The 19,402-nt window shown below is 58.0% G+C and carries 20 protein-coding genes and 3 tRNA genes; 13 read left to right on the forward strand and 10 right to left on the reverse strand.

Annotated features, from left to right (window positions below; all coding sequences use genetic code 11):
• The first annotated feature begins 13 nt into the window (after positions 1 to 13).
• The 3 genes from JQF37_RS21010 (at position 14) to JQF37_RS21020 (ending at position 3,551) form a co-directional block, all read left to right on the forward strand.
• Positions 14 to 325: a cupin domain-containing protein gene (locus JQF37_RS21010; protein ID WP_130203708.1), complete on the forward strand. Its 312-nt coding sequence runs from the start codon at positions 14 to 16 to the stop codon at positions 323 to 325.
• Between the two features lie 105 nt (positions 326 to 430).
• Positions 431 to 1,582 (forward strand): TDT family transporter, encoded by a 1,152-nt coding sequence (locus JQF37_RS21015; RefSeq protein ID WP_130203707.1) that lies wholly within the window; start codon positions 431 to 433, stop codon positions 1,580 to 1,582.
• Between the two features lie 94 nt (positions 1,583 to 1,676).
• Positions 1,677 to 3,551 carry an MFS transporter gene (locus tag JQF37_RS21020; protein ID WP_130203706.1) on the forward strand — a complete coding sequence of 625 codons (1,875 nt, stop codon included), beginning with the start codon at positions 1,677 to 1,679 and terminating at the stop codon, positions 3,549 to 3,551.
• Positions 3,552 to 3,645: 94 nt separating this feature from the next.
• Here the strand turns inward: JQF37_RS21020 and sugE are convergent, their stop codons facing one another.
• The 3 genes from sugE to rdgC all read right to left on the reverse strand — a co-directional run bounded on the left by sugE (position 3,646) and on the right by rdgC (position 6,103).
• Complete coding sequence (gene sugE, locus JQF37_RS21025; protein WP_130203705.1) at positions 3,646 to 3,960, reverse strand: quaternary ammonium compound efflux SMR transporter SugE; 315 nt, start codon at positions 3,958 to 3,960, stop codon at positions 3,646 to 3,648.
• A 119-nt stretch (positions 3,961 to 4,079) separates the two neighbouring features.
• Positions 4,080 to 5,045, reverse strand: a complete 966-nt coding sequence (locus tag JQF37_RS21030) for a bile acid:sodium symporter family protein (protein WP_130203704.1) — start codon at positions 5,043 to 5,045, stop codon at positions 4,080 to 4,082.
• Between the two features lie 137 nt (positions 5,046 to 5,182).
• On the reverse strand, positions 5,183 to 6,103 hold the full coding sequence (rdgC, locus tag JQF37_RS21035) for a recombination-associated protein RdgC (protein ID WP_130203703.1): 921 nt from the start codon (positions 6,101 to 6,103) through the stop codon (positions 5,183 to 5,185).
• 377 nt (positions 6,104 to 6,480) lie between these two features.
• Here rdgC and JQF37_RS21040 point away from each other — a divergent pair.
• Positions 6,481 to 6,557: transfer RNA gene (locus tag JQF37_RS21040), tRNA-Asp, on the forward strand.
• A 92-nt stretch (positions 6,558 to 6,649) separates the two neighbouring features.
• Positions 6,650 to 6,726, forward strand: a tRNA-Asp gene (locus JQF37_RS21045).
• Between the two features lie 586 nt (positions 6,727 to 7,312).
• On the opposite strand, the gene JQF37_RS21050 is transcribed toward JQF37_RS21045, so the two are convergent.
• A complete protein-coding gene (locus JQF37_RS21050) occupies positions 7,313 to 8,596 on the reverse strand; it encodes an FAD-binding oxidoreductase (protein WP_130206969.1) in 1,284 nt (427 codons plus the stop codon).
• Positions 8,597 to 8,779: 183 nt separating this feature from the next.
• On the opposite strand from JQF37_RS21050, the gene JQF37_RS21055 reads away from it, so the two are divergent.
• Positions 8,780 to 8,856, forward strand: a tRNA-Val gene (locus JQF37_RS21055).
• A gap of 306 nt (positions 8,857 to 9,162) precedes the next feature.
• On the opposite strand, the gene JQF37_RS21060 is transcribed toward JQF37_RS21055, so the two are convergent.
• The gene (locus JQF37_RS21060) at positions 9,163 to 9,417 is read right to left on the reverse strand and encodes a helix-hairpin-helix domain-containing protein (protein ID WP_130206967.1); all 255 of its coding nucleotides are present in this window, start codon (positions 9,415 to 9,417) and stop codon (positions 9,163 to 9,165) included.
• Positions 9,418 to 9,854: 437 nt separating this feature from the next.
• Between JQF37_RS21060 and JQF37_RS21065 the strand changes: the two genes are divergently transcribed.
• Positions 9,855 to 10,058, forward strand: coding sequence for a hypothetical protein (locus JQF37_RS21065; RefSeq protein WP_130206965.1), 204 nt, complete (start codon positions 9,855 to 9,857; stop codon positions 10,056 to 10,058).
• Positions 10,059 to 10,121: 63 nt separating this feature from the next.
• On the opposite strand, the gene JQF37_RS21070 is transcribed toward JQF37_RS21065, so the two are convergent.
• Positions 10,122 to 10,874 carry a carbonic anhydrase gene (locus JQF37_RS21070; RefSeq protein ID WP_130206963.1) on the reverse strand — a complete coding sequence of 251 codons (753 nt, stop codon included), beginning with the start codon at positions 10,872 to 10,874 and terminating at the stop codon, positions 10,122 to 10,124.
• Positions 10,875 to 11,092: 218 nt separating this feature from the next.
• Between JQF37_RS21070 and JQF37_RS21075 the strand changes: the two genes are divergently transcribed.
• Complete coding sequence (locus JQF37_RS21075; protein WP_130206961.1) at positions 11,093 to 11,548, forward strand: DUF2214 family protein; 456 nt, start codon at positions 11,093 to 11,095, stop codon at positions 11,546 to 11,548.
• Between the two features lie 155 nt (positions 11,549 to 11,703).
• Here JQF37_RS21075 and csrA read toward each other — a convergent pair whose 3' ends face one another.
• The gene (gene csrA / locus JQF37_RS21080; RefSeq protein WP_007938114.1) at positions 11,704 to 11,898 is read right to left on the reverse strand and encodes a carbon storage regulator CsrA; all 195 of its coding nucleotides are present in this window, start codon (positions 11,896 to 11,898) and stop codon (positions 11,704 to 11,706) included.
• Positions 11,899 to 12,148: 250 nt separating this feature from the next.
• On the opposite strand from csrA, the gene JQF37_RS21085 reads away from it, so the two are divergent.
• On the forward strand, positions 12,149 to 12,514 hold the full coding sequence (locus JQF37_RS21085) for an SPOR domain-containing protein (protein WP_130206959.1): 366 nt from the start codon (positions 12,149 to 12,151) through the stop codon (positions 12,512 to 12,514).
• Positions 12,515 to 12,643: 129 nt separating this feature from the next.
• On the opposite strand, the gene JQF37_RS21090 is transcribed toward JQF37_RS21085, so the two are convergent.
• The 3 genes from JQF37_RS21090 to JQF37_RS21100 form a co-directional block, all read right to left on the reverse strand.
• On the reverse strand, positions 12,644 to 13,333 hold the full coding sequence (locus tag JQF37_RS21090; protein ID WP_090463614.1) for an endonuclease I family protein: 690 nt from the start codon (positions 13,331 to 13,333) through the stop codon (positions 12,644 to 12,646).
• Positions 13,334 to 13,337: 4 nt separating this feature from the next.
• A complete protein-coding gene (locus tag JQF37_RS21095) occupies positions 13,338 to 13,607 on the reverse strand; it encodes a DUF1654 domain-containing protein (RefSeq protein WP_130206957.1) in 270 nt (89 codons plus the stop codon).
• Between the two features lie 181 nt (positions 13,608 to 13,788).
• On the reverse strand, positions 13,789 to 14,877 hold the full coding sequence (locus tag JQF37_RS21100; protein ID WP_047531181.1) for an asparaginase: 1,089 nt from the start codon (positions 14,875 to 14,877) through the stop codon (positions 13,789 to 13,791).
• Between the two features lie 336 nt (positions 14,878 to 15,213).
• Here JQF37_RS21100 and JQF37_RS21105 point away from each other — a divergent pair, with 336 nt between their 5' ends.
• From JQF37_RS21105 to JQF37_RS21120, 4 genes are all read left to right on the forward strand, one after another.
• Positions 15,214 to 15,672, forward strand: coding sequence for a hypothetical protein (locus JQF37_RS21105; RefSeq protein WP_130206955.1), 459 nt, complete (start codon positions 15,214 to 15,216; stop codon positions 15,670 to 15,672).
• A gap of 188 nt (positions 15,673 to 15,860) precedes the next feature.
• A complete protein-coding gene (locus JQF37_RS21110; RefSeq protein ID WP_130206953.1) occupies positions 15,861 to 16,817 on the forward strand; it encodes a sugar ABC transporter substrate-binding protein in 957 nt (318 codons plus the stop codon).
• Positions 16,818 to 16,872: 55 nt separating this feature from the next.
• The gene (locus JQF37_RS21115) at positions 16,873 to 18,426 is read left to right on the forward strand and encodes a sugar ABC transporter ATP-binding protein (RefSeq protein ID WP_130206951.1); all 1,554 of its coding nucleotides are present in this window, start codon (positions 16,873 to 16,875) and stop codon (positions 18,424 to 18,426) included.
• Complete coding sequence (locus JQF37_RS21120) at positions 18,423 to 19,400, forward strand: ABC transporter permease (RefSeq protein WP_130206949.1); 978 nt, start codon at positions 18,423 to 18,425, stop codon at positions 19,398 to 19,400. Before JQF37_RS21115 ends, JQF37_RS21120 begins: the two co-directional genes overlap by 4 nt.
• Positions 19,401 to 19,402 lie beyond the last annotated feature (2 nt).

Consider the following 19,402-nt stretch of genomic DNA (forward strand, 5'->3'; position numbering starts at 1 on the left):
GAAGGATCCGACCATGAAGATCATCCGCAGCAAATCGTTTACCGGCGAGCGTGCCTGGGCCGCGCTGGACATTGCCAACATGAACGGCATTACCACGCGCCTGCACTGGACCGATCAGCCCTATAAATGGCACATCAACGACGGTCAGGAAGTGTTTGTGGTGCTCGATGGGCAAGTGCAGATGCGTTACCGCGAAGAGGGGATCGAGCGCGAGGCACTGCTGGAGGTCGGAGACATTTTTTATGCCTCGGTGGGCACTGAACACGTGGCTCATCCCGTGGGGCCGGCGCGAATTCTGGTGATAGAAACAGAAGGCAGTGTCTGACGGATTATCTGTGAAATAGATAACTCATAGAGAAATTACCCGTTATATCGATATTCGATCTGGATCTATGATGAGTTCCACCTCGCCCGAGGACAGGAGTTCACCATGACATGCCCCAACACCATCAAGCCCGGTATCAAGCCGTTCAGCCACCTGCAGCACCCGCGCGAAGTCATTCGCCAGTTCACCCCGAACTGGTTCGCCGCCACCATGGGCACCGGAGTGCTGGCGTTGGCGCTGGCACAATTGCCCGTCGCCAATCCCGGTTTGCGCGCTCTCGCCGAAGCGCTCTGGCTGTTCAACATCTTTCTGTTCGCCTTGTTCACAGCCTTGTACGCGGCGCGCTGGGTGCTGTTTTTCAATGAGGCCCGGCGGATTTTCGGCCACTCCACGGTTTCGATGTTTTTCGGCACGATTCCCATGGGCCTGGCGACCATCATCAACGGGTTTCTGGTATTTGGCCTGCCGCGTTTTGGCGAAGGCGTGATCCAAGTGGCCGAAGTGTTGTGGTGGCTTGATGTGGCGATGTCTTTAGCGTGCGGCGTATTGATTCCCTACATGATGTTCACCCGCCAGGAGCACAGCATCGACCAAATGACTGCCGTTTGGCTGTTGCCGGTGGTGGCGGCGGAAGTGGCGGCCGCCAGTGGTGGCCTGCTGGCGCCGCACCTGGTTGATGCGCACTCGCAACTGGTGGTGCTGGTGACCAGCTACGTGCTCTGGGCATTTTCCCTGCCCGTGGCGTTCAGCATTCTGACGATTCTGTTGCTGCGCATGGCGCTGCATAAACTGCCTCACGAAAACATGGCCGCTTCGAGCTGGCTGGCACTCGGGCCGATTGGCACGGGGGCGCTGGGCATGTTGCTGTTGGGCGCCGATGCACCGGGCATTTTTGCCGCCAACGGTTTGCCGGGCATCGGTGAGATCGCTGCCGGGCTGGGGCTGGTCGCCGGGATCACACTGTGGGGCTTTGGCCTGTGGTGGATGCTGATGGCGGTGCTGATCACTCTGCGCTATCTGCGCGGAGGCATCCCTTTCAACCTCGGCTGGTGGGGGTTCACCTTTCCGTTGGGCGTCTATTCCCTGGCAACGCTGAAACTGGCCAGCACCTTGCACCTGACGTTTTTCAGTGTCTTCGGTTGTGTGCTGGTGAGTTTGCTGGCCGTGATGTGGCTGATCGTCGCCAAGCGCACCGTGCAGGGTGCCTGGCGCGGTGAACTGTTTGTCTCGCCATGCATTGCAGGATTGAAGAAATAACCGGCAAAGATTAGGTAATGTGTGGCCTGGATCGACGTGCGACATTCCAATAAATGTATCCACGCCACTCACACCTGAATCAGGGACACGGAAGATGAGTCATCCCTCACAGTTCACCTTGCTGCGCACCCGGCGTTTCCTGCCTTTTTTCGTGACACAGTCCCTCGGGGCGTTCAACGACAACATCTTCAAGCAGTCACTGATCCTCGCCATCCTGTACAAGTTGACCATCGACGGTGATCGTTCGATCTGGGTCAATTTGTGTGCGCTGCTGTTCATTCTGCCGTTCTTTCTGTTTTCGGCACTGGCCGGGCAGTTCGGCGAGAAGTTCGCCAAGGATGCGCTCATCCGCCTGATCAAGCTCGGCGAAATCGTCATCATGGCGGTCGGCGCGGTGGGTTTTCTGTTCGATCATTTGTCGCTGATGCTGGTAGCGCTGTTCGCCATGGGCACGCATTCGGCGCTGTTCGGGCCGGTGAAATACTCGATCCTGCCCCAGGCCTTGCGCGAAGAAGAGCTGGTGGGTGGCAACGGTCTGGTGGAAATGGGCACCTTCCTGGCGATCCTGGCCGGGACCATCGGCGCCGGGATCATGATGTCGTCCAGTCACTATGCGCCCATCGTTTCGATGGCCATCGTCGGCATTGCCGTCCTGGGTTACCTGGCCAGCCGCGGCATTCCACGGGCTGCCGCGACGTCGCCGCAGATGCGCCTGAACTGGAACATTTTCAGCCAGTCCTGGGCCACCTTGAAGCTGGGCCTGGGGCAGACCCCGGCGGTGTCGCGCTCGATTGTCGGCAACTCATGGTTCTGGTTTGTCGGGGCGATCTATCTGACGCAAATCCCCGCCTATGCCAAGGAGTGGATGCACGGCGACGAGACTGTCGTGACGTTGATTCTGACGGTGTTCTCGGTGGGTATCGCACTGGGCTCGATGCTGTGTGAGAAATTGTCCGGGCGCAAAGTCGAAATCGGCCTGGTGCCATTCGGTTCTTTCGGGTTGACCGTATTCGGCTTGTTGCTGTGGTGGCATTCCGGCGGGATTCCAGACAGTGTCGAGGGCCATGGCTGGGTCGAGATTCTCGGCTTTGGCCACACCTGGCTGGTATTGATCGACATCCTCGGCCTGGGGGTTTTTGGCGGTTTCTACATCGTGCCGCTGTACGCGCTGATTCAGTCGCGCACCCCCGAGAACGAGCGGGCGCGGGTCATTGCCGCCAACAACATTCTCAATGCGCTGTTCATGGTGGTGTCGGCGATTGTCTCGATCGTCTTGTTGAGCCTGGTCAAGTTGTCGATTCCGCAGCTGTTCCTGGTGGTGTCGCTGCTGAACATCGGCGTCAATGCGTACATTTTCAAAATCGTCCCCGAATTCACCATGCGCTTCATGATCTGGCTGCTCAGCCATTCCATGTACCGCGTGGAGCATCGCAACCTGGATCTGATTCCCGATGAAGGCGCGGCACTGCTGGTGTGCAACCACGTGTCGTTCGTCGATGCCTTGCTGATTGGTGGGGCGGTGCGTCGGCCGATTCGCTTCGTGATGTATTACAAAATCTACAACCTGCCGGTGTTGAATTTTATCTTTCGCACGGCCGGGACAATTCCGATAGCGGGGCGCCAGGAAGACATCCAGATCTATGAAAAGGCCTTCACGCGCATTGCACAGTATCTGAAGGACGGCGAACTGGTGTGCATCTTCCCCGAGGGCAAGCTGACCGCCGATGGCGAGATCAACGAGTTCAAGGGCGGAGTGAAGCGGATTCTCGAAGAGACACCGGTGCCGGTGATTCCGTTGGCCTTGCAGGGGTTGTGGGGAAGTTTCTTCAGTCGCGATCCGAAGAAAGGATTGTTTCGCCGATTGTGGTCGCGGGTGACGTTGGTGGCGGGGCCGGCGGTGGCGGTTGAGGTGGCTGAACCGGCCAGGTTGCAGGCGTTGGTGGGGGAGTTGCGCGGGGCCGTCAGGTAGTCGTTGGTTGCTGGCCTCATCGCGAGCAGGCTCGCTCCCACATTGGAATGCGATCACATGTGGGAGCGAGCCTGCTCGCGATAGGGGTAGCGGTCTAGGCGCTGACCTTGAGCCCAGCCAGTCCGGTAATGATCAGCGCCACACTCGCCAGCCTCACCAGCGCCATGGACTCGCCAAACAGAATGATCCCGGCGATCACCGTGCCGACGGCACCCACACCGGTCCAGATCGCATAGGCCGTGCCCAGCGGCAGTTCCTTCATGGCAAGGCCCAGCAAACCAAGGCTGACGCCCATGGCTGCAACGGTCAGTGCGGTGGGGAGAGGGCGGCTGAAACCGTCGGTGTATTTCAGGCCGACTGCCCAGCCGACTTCGAACAGGCCGGCGAAAAACAGAATGATCCAGGACATCAAAGACCTCCATCGATTGACGGGGTCGTCCCCAGATTAATGACTCGTTTGAGCCGCGAGGTCGTCCTCGCGTTGCGCAATATAGTGCCCAGCATTAACCGGGTGATCAAGTTCAGGCATCAGTCGATGGCCTGTTGAGCAGCGATTTTCCGGTCTTCTTTCTCGCTCATGCGACGGAAATACGTCGAGAGCAACGCTCCGGAAATGTTGTGCCACACGCTGAACAATGCACTCGGCACCGCCGCCAATGGCGAGAAGTGCGCACTGGCCAGGGCGGCCCCCAAACCTGAGTTCTGCATGCCGACTTCCAGCGCCAGTGACTTGCGCTGAGCCAATGGCAACTTGAACAGGCGCCCGGTGAAGTAGCCCAGCAGATAGCCGAAGCTGTTGTGCAACATGACCACCGCCATGATCAGCAAGCCGGACTCGGCAATCTTCGCCTGGCTGGCGGCAACCACGGCCGTGACGATGATCACGATGCTGACCACCGACACCAGCGGCAACACGTCCACCGCGTGGCGAACCCGATCACCGAGCAGGCGCTGGGCAACGACGCCGAGCACGATCGGCAGCAAAACCACTTGCAGGATCGACCAGAACAGCTCCATGAACGACACCGGCAACCAGGCCGAGGCCAGCAGCCAGATCAATGCCGGCGTCAGCAGTGGGGCGAGGAGGGTGGTGACGGCGGCGATGGCCACCGACAGGGCCAGATCGCCGCGTGCCAGCCAGGTCATCACGTTCGACGAGGTGCCGCTTGGGCAACAGCCGACCAGGATCACGCCGACGGCGATTTCAGGCGGCAGATGGAATGCCTGGCAGAGCAACCACGCCACGCCGGGCATGATCACGAAATGTGCGACCACGCCCAGGGCCACGCGCCATGGATGGCGAGCGACTTCGGCGAAGTCTTCGAGCTTGAGGGTCAGGCCCATGCCGAACATCACCAGCCCCAGCAGCGGCACGATGGCGCCCTTGAGGCCGATGAACCATGCCGGTTGCAGAAACGCCACCACGGCGAAAATCAGTACCCAGTAAGCGAAGGTGTTGCCGACAAAACGACTCAACGCAGCCAGTGCGCGCATGGCCTGATCCTTATTATTAAGTAGCAGCACAAGACCCCTGCAGGAGCGAGCCTGCTCGCGATGGTGTGTCAGACAAAAAGGGGGGACTGACACTCCATCGCGAGCAAGCTCGCTCCTGCATTAGAGATCACAAGGCTTCAGATTCCCTGGGGAGTCTCTTCCCCGCCCAATGCCTCAACCAGCGCCGGCAGGAAGTCGCCGAAGGTGAGCATCATCAGGGTGAAGCTGGCATCCAGTTGGCCCAGGGCTTCGTCGCCACCGTCCTGTTCCGCCTGGTCTTGCAGCAGGTCTTCGAACTTCAGGCGCTTGACCACCATCTTGTCGTCGAGGACGAAGGACAGTTTGTCCTGCCAGGCCAGCGACAACTGCGTGACCACCTTGCCGGTGCTCAAGTGCAGCTGGATTTCTTCGCTGGTCAGGTCCTGGCGCTTGCAACGCACGATACCGCCGTCTTCGTGGGTGTCGCGCAGTTCGCACTCGTCCAGCACAAAGAAATCGTCCGCGGCTTTCTGGGTGGTGACCCACTCGGTCATGGTCGCGGTCGGAGACATTTTTACCGTCAGCGGGCGCACCGGCAGGGTACCGATCACTTCACGCAGGGTGGACAGCAGGTCTTCGGCGCGTTTCGGGCTGGCCGAGTTCACCAGGATCAGGCCCTGTTTCGGCGCGATGGCGGCGAAGGTCGAGGAGCGACGGATAAAGGCGCGCGGCAGGAACGCCTGGATGATTTCATCCTTGATCTGGTCGCGTTCCTTTTTATAAACCTTGCGCATTTGCTCGGCTTCGATCTCTTCGATCTTTTCCTTGACCGCGTCACGCACGACGCTGCCTGGCAGAATACGTTCTTCCTTGCGGGCGCTGATCAGCAGGAAGTCGCCACTGACGTGCACCAGCGGTGCATCTTCGCCCTTGCCGAACGGCGCGACGAAACCGTAGGTGGTCAACTCCTGGCTTGCACATGGACGCGCCAGTTTGGTGGCCAGTGCAGTTTCCAACGCCTCGGCATCAACAGGCAGATCTTGGGTCAGGCGATAGATAAGCAGGTTCTTGAACCACATGGGGTGAGTCTCTCCTTTATACAAAGGGAGGCATTATTGTCCTCGCGGTGCCATAGGCCAACCCTTCTCTAAGCCTTTGGAAGGCATGAAAAAATTAATTTAAAAAGTGCTTGCCAGAGGCAGGGTCGCTCCGTAGAATGCGCGCCACACCGAACGTGAAGGGTGATTAGCTCAGCTGGGAGAGCGTCTGCCTTACAAGCAGAATGTCGGCGGTTCGATCCCGTCGGTTAGAATACCGGCCTGTCACGCCGGGGGTCGCGGGTTCGAGTCCCGTCCGCTGCGCCATATTTTCCGAGTCAGATTCATCTGGTTCGAGATTGAAAAGCTACTGGGTTTTCAATCAGACGAGTTACTTGAGCGCAAGCTCAAACCGACGCGCAGCGGTAGTTCAGTCGGTTAGAATACCGGCCTGTCACGCCGGGGGTCGCGGGTTCGAGTCCCGTCCGCTGCGCCATATTTTCCGAGTCAGATTCATCTGGTTCGAGATTGAAAAGCTACTGGGTTTTCAATCAGACGAGTTACTTGAGCGCAAGCTCAAAGCGATACGCAGCGGTAGTTCAGTCGGTTAGAATACCGGCCTGTCACGCCGGGGGTCGCGGGTTCGAGTCCCGTCCGCTGCGCCATATCTGCACCGAGGCCCACTGAACGCCTTGGAGCTACGAAGAAAGCCAACTGCGCTACTTCGAGTCGATAGCAAAGACCCTGGTCGAAAGACCGGGGTTTTTTGTGTCTGAAATTTGACCTTTCTCCTGTTTCCCTCCTGGCTGCATCCCTTTATCCGGCACAAATCCCTGCTGGAGCGAGCGGGCTCGCTCCAGCAGGGAGAGTGGATGTCAGTTAGACCAGTGGTCTGCTGCGGTGCAAAGCCGCAGCTTTTTGATTCTTTGGTCATTTTTTTGTATCTGGTTATTTGCCGCGAGCGCATAAGCCTATAAACTTAACCTTTCGGTCAGCTTTGCACTACCACTACAGCCCTTTGCAGCGTCAAGGAAGGGCTTCTGCAAGACTCGAGATTTCCAGTACATAACCAGAAGGGCGGACCCCATAACCGCCCAGAGGATGATCCATGTCCAACCGTGAAATATCCCGGCGTTCGTTCCTTCAGGGCGGGCTGGTATCTTGCGGATTCGCAGTGGAATTGCACGGGATCGACTTTGACGCGCTGTTAAAAGAAGGGCCGCATCAAGCGGCCCTTTTCGTATCTGACGATCAGTACCCGAACTTGTCCCGCAATCCGTAATACCAGGCGCCCAAGGCCGCAAAGGGTGTGCGCAGCAATTGACCGCCAGGGAAGGGGTAGTGCGGCAGGTCGGCAAAGGCGTCGAAGCGCTCCGCCTGACCGCGCAGTGCCTCGGCCAGTACCTTGCCTGCCAGGTGCGTATAGGTCACGCCGTGGCCGCTGCAACCCTGGGAATAATAGATGTTGCCGCCCAACCGACCGACCTGAGGCAGGCGGGACAGGGTCAGTAGGAAATTGCCGGTCCAGGCGTAATCGATCTTCACGTCCTTGAGTTGCGGGAAGGCCTTGAGCATTTTTGGTCGAATGATGGCTTCTATGTTCGCCGGGTCGCGAGCGCCATACACCACGCCGCCGCCGAAAATCAGGCGCTTGTCACCGCTGAGGCGGTAGTAGTCGAGCAGGTAGTTGCAGTCCTCGACGCAGTAATCCTGAGGCAGCAGGCTTTTCGCCAATGCATCGCCCAAGGGTTCAGTCGTAATGACTTGTGTGCCGCACGGCATCGACTTGGCGGCCAGCTCCGGTACGAGATTGCCCAGGTAGGCGTTGCCCGCCACGATGATGAATTTGGCCCGGACCTTGCCCTGCGGCGTGTGCACCACCGGGTTCGTGCCGCGTTCGATGCGCACTGCCGGCGATTGCTCGTAGATCGTGCCGCCCAGCGACTCGACCGCAGCCGCTTCGCCCAGCGCCAGGTTAAGCGGATGAATGTGCCCGCCGCTCATGTCGAGCATGCCGCCGACGTACTGATCGCAGTCCACGACTTCACGGATGCGCCGTTGATCCATCAACTCAAGCTGCGTGTGCCCGAAGCGCTCCCACAAGCGCTTCTGGGATTCCAGATGGCCCATCTGCTTGGCGGTGATGGCAGCGAACACGCCACCGTCCTTCAAGTCGCACTGGATATTGTACTTGGCCACTCGCTCACGAATGATCCGCCCACCTTCGAACGCCATTTGCCCCAGCAACTGGGCCTGCTTGGGGCCGACACTGCGCTCGATCACGTCGATATCGCGGCTGTAGCTGTTAACGATCTGGCCGCCGTTGCGCCCCGACGCGCCGAAACCGACCTTGGCCGCTTCAAGCACCGTAACCCGAAAGCCGTTCTCCAGCAGAAACAGAGCCGAGGACAACCCGGTATAGCCGGCGCCGATCACACAGACATCAGTCTCAACGTCATCCTGCAACGCCGGACGTGGCGGGGTCGCATTGGCCGACGCGGCGTAGTAGGACTCTGGGTAGGGGGTGTGCGCCATCCTGCAGCCTCTGTTTAATATATTTTACGAGTGTGTTGATCCTACCCGAGTTAAAAAACGACCGCCAGCCACCGGAAAATCTTCTTTGCAGCAGCAAAATTAAATATTTTGCATATTCATAGGGTTAGCTCGAAAAAAGGTGTTGACACCCCTCCGGAATTCCGTAGAATGCCGCCTCACAGCAGGCACGTAGCTCAGTTGGTTAGAGCACCACCTTGACATGGTGGGGGTCGTTGGTTCGAGTCCAATCGCGCCTACCAAACAAAATCCGCTCTGCTGGGCGGTCTAGAAGGGCCCACCGAAAGGTGGGCCCTTTTTTGTTGTCTGGTGTTTGGGCAAACGACCACCGCGCTACATCTTCAGGTGGGCTTTCACGTTCATGAACGCTGTTTGGCTCTTGGTATTGCGTACCCACAGAACGTCGCCTGGTGGGTCCTGGGGGCCATTGCAGGAGTTGCGAGATCAGTCCAGTGGATGATCGTCATGACGACCACGGCCTAGAAAGACGGCGTGATCGGTTATGACGCCTGCGTCTTTGCTTTTCTTCAATATGGTTGCAGGTGAGGTCAGCGAACTGAAGAGGGCAGCTTTGAGCCTTTCGCAAGCTCGACTGCCGCCGTAATGGCAGCCCGGGCTTGAGGGCTATTTTTCCAGCATGTTGAGCCTGACGCTGCGGATGCCTGGGCCAGGATGTCACCAACATTCGATGTGCCGAGATCGGCAAGCGATTCGATCCCCATCTGTTCAAGCCGGGCAATGACAGCCGGGCCTACACCCTTGAGCGCTAAAAGAGCGGTTCTTTCTTCCAGTGGAAATGGCATCCGTGAAGTCCTTTTGATCAGTGAGCCCTATTAAGTTGGCCCAACGCTGTGGGTAAAGTCGGCAGGCTGCTGAACAAATAATGCAAAAACCGGTAGATGTCACCGTCGTCGCGCAGACTGGTCCTCATGCCTTAAGCATTGATGTAAAACTGAATAAAAATCAGTTCCAGCCACATTGAACTGTAATCGTTGAATTGCATCCAACTAAAACAGACCACCCACGTTTGTTTCGCGAAATTAAGCGGGAGGGCAAGTTGATGGGGCGACGAGCGATGATTCGTTTTTTTGCGGCTTACTTGTCCATTTGCCTCTTGCTCCAATGGGTGGTGGTTCAGGCGTCCCCGTGGATTGCCTCTCGTGTTCTGTTGAGGTGGATCCTCTAACGCCGCAATTCAGGCGTAAAATGAGCCCTGCTACCTCCCCACGAGGAGTCTCCCATGATCTGCGACCCTACAAACAAACAGGCATCCAGCGACAAGCTCGTCTGGGATCAATATTTCTGCGCTGCCTTGATTGCCGAAAGTAACCTGACCGCTCCGGTCGTCGGCGGCACCACTGGCGCTACTCACGAAGACAGACAGAATATGTTGATCGAAAGGGCCAAGGCGCTTGCCGACAAAATGATGGAAAACAGAAAGTGAACAGAGCCCAGCCATCGCGCTGGGCTCGTTTTTTCTACGGCCTGCCATGAATGGCTTTTCGGCTCAGGCGATCAGCTCGACTTTTCCGGTCGCCAGGCGATAGATGCCGCCCACTATTTTCAATTTGCCTTTGCTCAGCGCATCAGTCAGCAGGGGCGTGGCCTTCTTGAGGCGTTCGACCGAGTTTTTGACATTTTGCACGGTCGCATTTTCCACCAGGTCCCCAGGTTGTTTGAGAACGGCCTCGACAGATGACTTGAGTGCGTCAGTCAGTTTCGGAATATGCCCAGGGAATACGGTGTGGTCTTTGACGGCTTTTATGCCGGCTTCGATGGCGCCGCAACTTTCGTGTCCCAGTACGAGAATCAGTGGTGCACCGAGCACGGCGACGCCGTATTCAATGCTTGCCAGTCCTTCGTCGGTAACGAAGTTACCGGCAACGCGTATGGCGAAAAGATCACCTCGCGCGGTATCAAATGCGTATTCGGGTGCGATGCGCGAGTCAGAGCAACTCAGTACTGCCACGAAGGGATTCTGGCCGGAAACCAGTGCTTCGCGCTCGTCCTTGAAGTCGTGGGTCTTTGAATTACCGCTCACGTACCGTTCATTTCCCTGGATCAGCCTTTGCAGTGCCTCGTCAGGGTTGATCGCATTTTGTGGTTTTGGAGGGGCGGATGTTTTTTCGGCTGCCTGGATGATTCGGTTGGGCAGTGCGCCGGCGAGAAGCAGGGCGCCTGCTCCCAGTCCGGCAAGCCGAAGAAAACGGCGACGATCATTTGTGGGTGGAGCAGAGTTTGAATCACATGATTCACACATGATTTTGTGTACTCAGGTCAACACGGTGGAAGTGACTGCTGTTGGGGGTGGTGGCTGCAGGAGCCTGCAAGTGCCAGCGTGTTGGAGTCTAGTCGGTCCGGGGCGCCGCGTTCTCCAAGGGGGGGCGAATGTCGAGAGTTTGCAAGGCGGCGCAATCCATCGATTCATGGGCTACTACTGACAGGCTGTTTCAACTTCGTCCTGACAGGAGTTTCTCGATGCTGATTCACTGGATCCTAGCAGTAGTTCACCTATTGGCCGTTGCGCTGGCATTTTCGGCGGTCCTGGCCCGTGGCACGGCATTTCGGCGCTTGATGGCTGGTACGGGGGAGGTGCGCAGTGTATTGCTTGCCGATAACCTGTGGGGGATTTCGGCCCTGATTTTACTGGTTAGCGGCGGGATGCGAGCCTTTGGTGGCTACGAGAAAGGCACGGACTACTATCTGCACCAACCATTGTTCCACCTCAAGATGGCGTTGTTTGTGATCATCCTGCTGCTGGAAATTGCGCCGATGATCACGCTGATCAAATGGCGGATCGCGCTGGCGCGCGGCACCGCAATCGACACCGGGCGTGCGAAGCTGTTTGCCAGGGCCAGTCACATCGAAGCGCTGCTGGTATTGCTGATAATCGTGGCGGCCACGGGCATGGCGCGGGGGGTGGTCTATGGTTGAGCGTTGGGGGGGGCGGCGAGAATATCTGGCCGTCCTGGCCTGCGACTTGGCCTGAATCAGCCAGATCAGCGACTGAGCGGAGTTTGTGGTGACACCTGAATCTTTAGCCAGCCGTCGTTCCGGAGCGAACGGGCTGGCTACTGACGGTGCAGGGTTCAGGGGGTTTGCGGTTTGTCGGGGGCGGTCAGACCGGCCTGAATGCGCTGGTAAATTTCTTCGCGATGCACCGCAACGTCTTTTGGAGCGTTGATGCCGATCCTGACTTGCTGGCCGCTTACGCCCAGGATGGTGATCGTAATGTCATCACCAATGTTTATGCTTTCACCGACTTTGCGGGTGAGTATCAGCATGGTCTTCTCCTTGATTGCTTTGTGGGGCACCTGATTCGGACAGTGCAGAGGTCGGTGGTATGTATAGATTAGTGCGAAGTCTCAAAGTTTGGGTGCCTCTTTCTGACGTGCAGATGCAGCATTAATTCCCAAGGCGTAACTATACAGAGGCCGCATCCATCATTCTCGTTGTTTTAAGCCCATTTTGCGGCACTCGAGAAGTATTCATGAATGATAAAATCGCCGTTTTAGGCATTCAGAGGGAAACGCTGTGCGCAAAATGGTCTTGGTTATGGCAGTGCTGGCGCTGGCGGGATGCGGTGAGGGCAAGCGCGTTGAACCACCTAAGCCTGTGCCGGCAACGGCCGCTGCTCCAGTGCAGGCCTCGGGTCCTCAATGGGATCTCGAGGTTCGAGGTGAAACGCCTCAGGCTGTCAGCGACCTCAGCGGCTGGTTGATCGAACACAGTTTCATGTCCAGTGTCGTCAAGGAGAACGGCAAGGTCCGCATTCTGATGGGCCCTTACAGTTCGAAAGCCGAAGCCGAGGCTAAACAGGCCGAGGTGAACGCGGCCATCGTCCGTGCGAAGAAACAGAATGTTGAAGTGCTGCTCCTTGAGCGTCCGACAGCTCAGTAACGATCCATTTTACGGGTGATGTCCGGTGGTGCCTCCTGGAGGATGTCCACAGTGACTCGTTTTTCGGCGGTCTGAAAATGACAAGGCCTCGGGTGTTGAACCCGAGGCCTTGTTCGTTTCGCAAAGCGCTTAACCGCAGGCTTTCATGTCTACCGGCCCGACAAATTCGTTACCGCGCCCCATCACGCACGCCACGCTCTGATTACGCTGACGTTCCCAGGCCTGGACCGGATAGGTTTTGTCCCAGGCTTCGTACAGTTGCCGATCCTGTTTCGACAAGCGCAAGCCGTACTGTTTGCTCATGTAGAAATAAGTCCGGGCGATCATGCCGCGAATGGAGGGGCGCGGCATGACTTTCTTTGCCTTGAAATCGATTTGGGTCAGGCACGAGCCATATTGGCCAGGCTGTTCCGGCAGCCAGCCGAAACTGAAGTTGCTGCGATCGCCATTCACCTCCCCGATGCTCGGCACCAGGTTATGCAAGTCCGCCTCGGCCTTCTGATAGGTCGGATCGTAGCGCGTGCAATTCTTGCGGCCTCCCTCCTGCCAGCACTGGCGCTGGTGGCCGATTTGCCAGGCTGGAACAATGTGTTCCCACTCGATGCGCGCCGCGCGTTTGGCATTTTTACGCGGCACATAACCGCAGGCCGAAAGATTCACCCGGTTACCGGTGTATTTGCAGCCGCAATAAAATTCGGTGGACTGTGGGGCGTACAGCTTCCAGGCAACTTTCTTGGCTTCGTTGAAGGTGCGTGGTGCGTCCGCCTGGGCTCCCATGGCGAACAGCAGCAACAGCAAAGCAAAACAGCGGACACTCATTGACTCAGTCTTCCTTCGGCACTACCCAAAAAATCTGCACGCCGCCATCGTCGCGATAGGCGAGGGTCACGTTGTCGTTCTCGTCAATTTCTTCAAGCAGGCGCTCCCACTCATCCACCGGCTCATCGGGAAGACGGAAGATCAGTGCGGCCTTGGCTTTTTGGGCAGTCGGGGAGTTGATGATTTTCTGAACGCGCAGACCCATGCGTACATAGGCGTCATGTGGGGCGGAGGTGGTGTCCACAGAATTATCCTTATTAAGCTGTACGTGCATACAGTATTTAACTGTAGGCAATTTCGCAACTGCTTAAAATTCAAGAAAATCCTCTGACAGCATTTTTTTCGGTTTGGTCTAGGGCGCTGGGCGTTTTTTGTCAGGAGAGGTGTGAGCCACTCGCCAAACATCGGCGAGTGGTGAAGCAGTGCCCGACCGGAACCGGTCAGGCGAGGACGAATCAGTATTCCCAGAACATCCGTTGCAGTTCTTTGCTGTCGTTGGTTTTGGTCAGGGCGACCATGGCCAGGATGCGGGCTTTTTGCGGGTTCAGGTCATGTGCCACGACCCAGTCGTATTTGTCGTCAGGCTGTTCGGCGTTACGCAGGACGAATCCACCGGCGTTGACGTGGGACGAGCGAATGATCTGAACGCCGTCCTTGCGCAGAGCCTGCAGGGCTGGAACCACGCGCGAAGAGACCGAACCATTGCCGGTGCCGGCGTGGATGATGGCTTTGGCGCCTGACTGAGCCAGTGCCTTGTAGGCGGTGTCGCTCACGTTACCGTAGGAGTAGGCGATTTCAACATCGGGCAAGCTCTTGATGGTCTTGATGTCGAATTCCGAGTCCATGGTGTGGCGCTTGGCCGGCAGGCGGAACCAGTAGGATTTACCTTCGACCACCATGCCGAGCGGCCCCCAAGGGCTTTTAAACGCCTCGGTCTTGATGTTGATCATTTTGCTGACGTCGCGACCCGACTGGATTTCATCGTTCATGGTCACCAGGACGCCTTTGCCCCGCGCATCTTTACTGCTGGCCACGGCCACGGCGTTGTACAGGTTCAGCATGCCGTCGGCGGACATCGCGGTGCCCGGGCGCATGGAACCGACGACGATGATCGGCTTATCGGTTTTTTCCACCAGGTTCAGGAAGTAGGCGGTTTCTTCCAGGGTGTCGGTGCCGTGGGTGATCACGATGCCATCGACGTCATTGCTGTCGGCCAATTCGGCCACGCGACGGCCCAATTGCAGCAGGTTCTCGTTGGTGATGCTCTCGGAGGCGATTTGCATGACCTGCTCGCCGCGAACGTTGGCCACTTGACTCAGTTCGGGTACGCCGGCGATCAATTTGTCGATTCCGACTTTTGCCGCTTGGTAGGTCGCGCTGTTGGCGGCGCTGGCGCCCGCGCCGGCGATGGTGCCACCGGTGGCCAGAATGACCACGTTTGCCAGTTTTTGTTGGGTTTCAGCTTCTTTTGCCTGAAGAGCGGTCGGCAAAAGCAGAAGGAGGGCCAAGGCGCCCGGCACAAAGGTCTTGAAAGCAGATGTCATTATTTTTCTCTCTAGGGGTGACGGTGCAGATGCAAGTTCATCTAGATGTGCCCCAAACGAATCTGAACGCTTGGGGTGTCGGATCAAGAGCAGGATCTGTACCAGACACTCTTTGAGTGGGGAAAATGGCTTAACTGTCTGATTTGTTTAATGAATTAAACGATCTGTCGGCGCGCGATGGCCGTTGCGTGTCCGGTTTTCCGATTTTTTACAGCTTCCGTGTTCGGCTCTCCGACAGCCTTGTTGAACTCTCCCAGTTTCACAAATGTGAATCATTGCTAAAGAAACTCGCCTTCAGGTCGATGCTCTTTCAACGGATTTATTTCAGGAGTTCACATGTCGTTATCTGTAGGTATTCCAAACGCGGCGGGCATCATCATTGGTGGACAGTCAGCCACGACGCTTCGTGCACTGAGTGATGCGACGGCCGATGCCGCTGCTCAAGCGCTAGGCACGAAGGGGGATGACGACAAACAAGTCAGGACCGGTCCTGTTGGTTTGGACAAAAGCGCAGACACTCAGAAGTCCGAAGCCGACGATAACACCAGTGTCGCCGTGAAAGTCTTGCTCAAGCGTCTGAAAGAGCTGCAGCAACAGTTGCGCGAGCAGCAGCAAACACTGGCGGCAGCTCAGGCAGCGAGCTACTCCACGCCGGAAACCAAGATAGCCATCGTGTCAGGCATTCAAGGGCAGATCGCGGAAACCAACAGCGCCCTCCTGGAAGTCAGCGCCAGCTTGATCAAAGAAATGGCCAAGGGCAGCAGCACTGGATCGGTAGTCAATACAACGGTCTGAGGTGAATGCCGGCTGCCGCGCTATTCAGCGCGTCGTGGTCGTTGACAAATGTCAGCAGGGTTCGCATAGTCCGATCTACGCAAACGTTTGCGCGGCGTCATCGATGAGTTAAATCCATCGCCGGGCGCCATCAAGCCAAACGCCAGCGCAAGCATTGCTCAAAATAATCATAAGATCGGAGTGAACCCATGAAGCTGCCATTCGCTGGACGCCTTCTCGCTGTCGCTATGCTGGCTGCCGCATCCGTCGCGCTGCCTGTTTCTTCGGCCTTCGCCGAGACGCCTGCAAAACCAAAAGTCGCGCTAGTGATGAAATCCCTGGCCAACGAATTCTTTTTGACCATGGAAGACGGCGCCAAGGCCTATCAGAAAGGCCACTCCGATGAGTTCGATTTGATTTCCAATGGCATCAAGGACGAAACGGATACGGCCGGCCAGACACGTATTGTCGAGCAAATGATCTTGGCCAAAGTCAATGCGCTGGTCATCGCCCCCGCTGACTCAAAAGCCATGGTGCCGGTAATCAAGAAAGCCGTTGATGCGGGTATTACCGTGATCAACATCGACAATCAGCTGGATCCAGCCGTCGTCAAAAGCAAGAACATCAATGTCCCGTTCGTAGGGCCGGATAACCGCAAAGGTGCGCGTCTGGTCGGCGAGTACCTGGCCAAACAGCTGAAGGCCGGTGATGAAGTCGGCATCATCGAAGGCGTGTCCACCACCACTAACGCCCAGGCTCGTACTGCAGGCTTCAAGGACGCGATGGAAGCGGCGCAGGTCAAGGTTGTGTCCGTACAGTCCGGTGACTGGGAAATCGACAAGGGTAATAAAGTCGCCGCTTCGATTCTGAGCGAGTACCCGCAAGTGAAAGCCCTGCTGGCTGGCAACGACAGCATGGCCGTGGGTGTGGTGTCTGCCGTGCGTGCCGCAGGCAAGGCCGGCCAGGTGCAAGTGGTGGGATACGACAATATCAACGCCATCAAGCCGATGCTCAAGGATGGTCGGGTCCTGGCCACTGCCGACCAGTTTGCGGCCAAGCAAGCGGTGTTCGGCATCGAGACTGCGCTCAAGATCATCAAGGGTGAAAAAGTCGACATCGGTGCCAATGGCGTGATCGAGACCCCGGTAGAGCTGGTTACCAAATAAGCCCTTGGCGACACAAAGGTGCTCGCCCGTCCGGGCGAGCGCATGGAGAGTTTTTATGTCCGTTCGCGACCCGAACGCTGTCCTCTCGGTCAGCGGTATCGGCAAGACCTACGCCCAACCGGTCCTGACCGGCATCGACCTGACGCTCATGCGCGGTGAAGTGCTGGCGCTGACCGGTGAGAACGGCGCCGGTAAAAGTACGCTGTCGAAGATCATTGGTGGCCTGGTCACACCCACCACCGGCCAGATGCAGTTTCAGGGGCAGGATTATCGCCCTGGCAGCCGGACCCAGGCTGAAGACCTGGGCATACGTATGGTGATGCAGGAACTCAACCTGCTGCCGACCCTGTCGGTGGCAGAAAACCTGTTTCTCGACAATCTGCCGAACAATGGTGGCTGGATCAGCCGCAAGCAACTGCGCAAGGCCGCCATTGAAGCCATGGCGCAGGTCGGTCTCGACGCAATCGATCCGGACACGCCGGTCGGAGAGCTGGGTATCGGTCATCAGCAAATGGTCGAGATCGCCCGCAACCTGATCGGTGATTGCCATGTGCTGATCCTCGACGAACCCACGGCGATGCTCACGGCGCGTGAAGTCGAAATGTTGTTCGAGCAGATCACACGCCTGCAGGCCCGGGGTGTATCGATTATTTACATCTCCCATCGCCTCGAAGAGTTGGCCCGGGTGGCGCAGCGCATTGCAGTTCTGCGCGACGGCAACCTGGTGTGCGTCGAGCCGATGGCCAATTACAACAGCGAACAGTTGGTCAACCTGATGGTTGGCCGTGAATTGGGCGAGCACATCGACATGGGGCCGCGCACCATCGGCGCTCCGGCGCTGACGGTCAAGGGGCTGACCCGCTCCGACAAGGTTCGCGACGTGTCCTTTGAGGTGCGTGCCGGTGAGATCTTCGGGATTTCCGGTTTGATCGGGGCAGGGCGCACCGAATTGCTGCGGTTGATCTTTGGCGCCGATATCGCCGACAGCGGCACCGTTGCCCTGGGCTCCCCGGCGCAGGTAGTCAGCATCCGCTCTCCGGTGGACGCGGTCAGTCACGGCATCGCCCTGATCACCGAAGATCGCAAGGGTGAAGGCCTGCTGTTGACGCAATCGATCGGCGCCAACATTGCGCTGGGCAACATGCCCCGCATTTCCAGCGGCGGCTTCGTCAACAATGGCGAAGAGTCTTCCCTGGCCCAGCGGCAAATCGACGCCATGCACATCCGCAGTTCCGGCCCTGCACAACGGGTGTCCGAATTGTCCGGCGGCAACCAGCAGAAAGTCGTGATTGGCCGTTGGCTGGAGCGCGATTGCTCGGTGCTGCTGTTCGACGAGCCAACCCGTGGCATCGATGTCGGCGCCAAGTTCGACATCTACGCCTTGCTCGGCGAACTGACTCGGCAGGGCAAGGCGCTGGTGGTAGTGTCCAGCGATCTGCGCGAGCTGATGCTGATCTGCGACCGCATCGGCGTGCTGTCGGCAGGGCGCCTGATCGACACGTTCGAGCGCGACAGCTGGACCCAGGATGACTTGCTTGCGGCCGCTTTTGCCGGCTACCAAAAACGTGATGCGCTGCTCACCGAAGCAGCGCCTAGGGATCTTCAATGAAAACCGCATCTTCCGCCGGCAAACGCAGTGGCAATTTTTACGGTCTCGGCACTTACCTGGGCCTGGCCGGTGCCTTGCTGGCGATGGTGGTCCTGTTCTCGCTCCTGAGCAGCCACTTTCTTTCTTACGATACCTTCAGCACGCTGGCCAACCAGATTCCGGACTTGATGGTCCTCGCGGTCGGCATGACGTTCGTGCTGATTATCGGTGGCATCGACCTGTCGGTCGGTTCGGTGCTGGCGCTGGCCGCGTCGACAGTCAGCGTGGCGACACTGGGCTGGGGCTGGAGTGTCCTGCCCGCCGCGCTGCTCGGCATGGCGGCCGCCGCATTGGCCGGGACCATCACCGGTTCCATTACCGTGGCGTGGCGGATTCCGTCGTTCATCGTGTCACTCGGCGTGCTGGAGATGGCGCGCGGTGTGGCGTATCAGATGACCGGTTCGCGCACGGCCTATATCGGTGACGCCTTTGCCTGGTTGTCCAACCCGATCGCCTTCGGTATTTCGCCGTCCTTCATCATTGCCTTGCTGATTATTTTCATCGCCCAGGCCGTGTTGACCCGCACGGTGTTCGGTCGCTACCTGATTGGCATCGGCACCAATGAAGAGGCGGTTCGTCTGGCGGGGATCAATCCCAAGCCCTACAAGGTCCTGGTGTTCAGTCTGATGGGGCTGTTGGCCGGTATCGCGGCGCTGTTCCAGATTTCGCGTCTTGAGGCGGCGGATCCGAATGCGGGTTCCGGTCTTGAGCTGCAGGTAATCGCGGCCGTGGTCATCGGCGGAACCAGCCTGATGGGCGGCCGTGGTTCGGTGATCAGCACGCTCTTTGGTGTGTTGATCATTTCCGTGCTGGCGGCCGGCCTGGCGCAGATCGGCGCGACCGAACCGACCAAGCGCATCATCACCGGCGCGGTGATCGTGGTGGCGGTGGTGCTCGATACCTACCGCAGTCAGCGCGCCAGTCGGCGGGCCTGAGT

This window comes from Pseudomonas sp. MIL9 (assembly GCF_016887925.1).
GTDB lineage: Bacteria > Pseudomonadota > Gammaproteobacteria > Pseudomonadales > Pseudomonadaceae > Aquipseudomonas > Aquipseudomonas mohnii.

Excerpts from the sequence above, each read along its gene's own strand:
- JQF37_RS21010 (WP_130203708.1), top strand. The coding sequence starts at position 14 with ATGAAGATCATCCGCAGCAAATCGTTTACCGGCGAGCGTGCCTGGGCC.
- JQF37_RS21015 (WP_130203707.1), top strand. The coding sequence starts at position 431 with ATGACATGCCCCAACACCATCAAGCCCGGTATCAAGCCGTTCAGCCAC.
- JQF37_RS21020 (WP_130203706.1), top strand. The coding sequence starts at position 1,677 with ATGAGTCATCCCTCACAGTTCACCTTGCTGCGCACCCGGCGTTTCCTG.
- sugE (WP_130203705.1), bottom strand. The coding sequence starts at position 3,960 with ATGTCCTGGATCATTCTGTTTTTCGCCGGCCTGTTCGAAGTCGGCTGG.
- JQF37_RS21030 (WP_130203704.1), bottom strand. The coding sequence starts at position 5,045 with ATGCGCGCACTGGCTGCGTTGAGTCGTTTTGTCGGCAACACCTTCGCT.
- rdgC (WP_130203703.1), bottom strand. The coding sequence starts at position 6,103 with ATGTGGTTCAAGAACCTGCTTATCTATCGCCTGACCCAAGATCTGCCT.
- JQF37_RS21050 (WP_130206969.1), bottom strand. The coding sequence starts at position 8,596 with ATGGCGCACACCCCCTACCCAGAGTCCTACTACGCCGCGTCGGCCAAT.
- JQF37_RS21060 (WP_130206967.1), bottom strand. The coding sequence starts at position 9,417 with ATGCCATTTCCACTGGAAGAAAGAACCGCTCTTTTAGCGCTCAAGGGT.
- JQF37_RS21065 (WP_130206965.1), top strand. The coding sequence starts at position 9,855 with ATGATCTGCGACCCTACAAACAAACAGGCATCCAGCGACAAGCTCGTC.
- JQF37_RS21070 (WP_130206963.1), bottom strand. The coding sequence starts at position 10,874 with ATGTGTGAATCATGTGATTCAAACTCTGCTCCACCCACAAATGATCGT.
- JQF37_RS21075 (WP_130206961.1), top strand. The coding sequence starts at position 11,093 with ATGCTGATTCACTGGATCCTAGCAGTAGTTCACCTATTGGCCGTTGCG.
- csrA (WP_007938114.1), bottom strand. The coding sequence starts at position 11,898 with ATGCTGATACTCACCCGCAAAGTCGGTGAAAGCATAAACATTGGTGAT.
- JQF37_RS21090 (WP_090463614.1), bottom strand. The coding sequence starts at position 13,333 with ATGAGTGTCCGCTGTTTTGCTTTGCTGTTGCTGCTGTTCGCCATGGGA.
- JQF37_RS21095 (WP_130206957.1), bottom strand. The coding sequence starts at position 13,607 with ATGCACGTACAGCTTAATAAGGATAATTCTGTGGACACCACCTCCGCC.
- JQF37_RS21100 (WP_047531181.1), bottom strand. The coding sequence starts at position 14,877 with ATGACATCTGCTTTCAAGACCTTTGTGCCGGGCGCCTTGGCCCTCCTT.
- JQF37_RS21105 (WP_130206955.1), top strand. The coding sequence starts at position 15,214 with ATGTCGTTATCTGTAGGTATTCCAAACGCGGCGGGCATCATCATTGGT.
- JQF37_RS21110 (WP_130206953.1), top strand. The coding sequence starts at position 15,861 with ATGAAGCTGCCATTCGCTGGACGCCTTCTCGCTGTCGCTATGCTGGCT.
- JQF37_RS21115 (WP_130206951.1), top strand. The coding sequence starts at position 16,873 with ATGTCCGTTCGCGACCCGAACGCTGTCCTCTCGGTCAGCGGTATCGGC.
- JQF37_RS21120 (WP_130206949.1), top strand. The coding sequence starts at position 18,423 with ATGAAAACCGCATCTTCCGCCGGCAAACGCAGTGGCAATTTTTACGGT.